Below are 511 nucleotides of genomic sequence, written 5' to 3'. Positions count from 1 at the left end.
AGTCTGGCAATGTGGCCGGCAGCAAGTGTGAGCGGCTACTACTTCGGAAATCCGGAAGCCAGATATTTTGGAGTCGGGAAGATCTGCAGAGACCAGGTAGACGATTTTGCAACAAGAAAAGGAATCGCCACAGAAGAAGCAGAAAAATGGTTAAGTCCCACGATCACCGATGAACTTCCCAAAAATTAAAAAGCAAGACCGAATGAAAATTACAGAACATATTCAAGGAGCGGGAGGGAAGACCTTATTCTCTTTTGAGATCCTTCCGCCTTTAAAAGGGCATAATGTACAGGGCATTTTTGACGGGATAGATCCGCTCATGGAGTTCAGGCCTCCATTCATTGATGTGACCTATCATCGGGAAGAATATGTATATATTGAGAGGGAAAAGGGCCTTCTGGAAAAGAGGGTGGTGAGAAAACGTCCCGGCACAGTGGGTATTTGTGCAGCGATCCAGAGCAAATATAAAGTAGATGCTGTGCCACATATTCTTTGCGGGGGATTTTCCAAA

The 511-nt window shown here is 45.4% G+C and carries 2 protein-coding genes; both read left to right on the top strand.

The features are described 5' to 3' along the window. On the top strand, positions 1-189 hold a 189-nt coding region (locus HC175_RS17450), incomplete at its 5' end, for a vitamin B12 dependent-methionine synthase activation domain-containing protein (protein WP_168139569.1). A gap of 13 nt (positions 190-202) precedes the next feature. Beyond that, the coding region (locus HC175_RS17445; protein ID WP_209310057.1) for a methylenetetrahydrofolate reductase at positions 203-511 on the top strand (309 nt) is incomplete at its 3' end.

The organism is Salinimicrobium oceani, from assembly GCF_012037645.1.
This window is presented reverse-complemented; position numbering and strand designations above follow the sequence as displayed.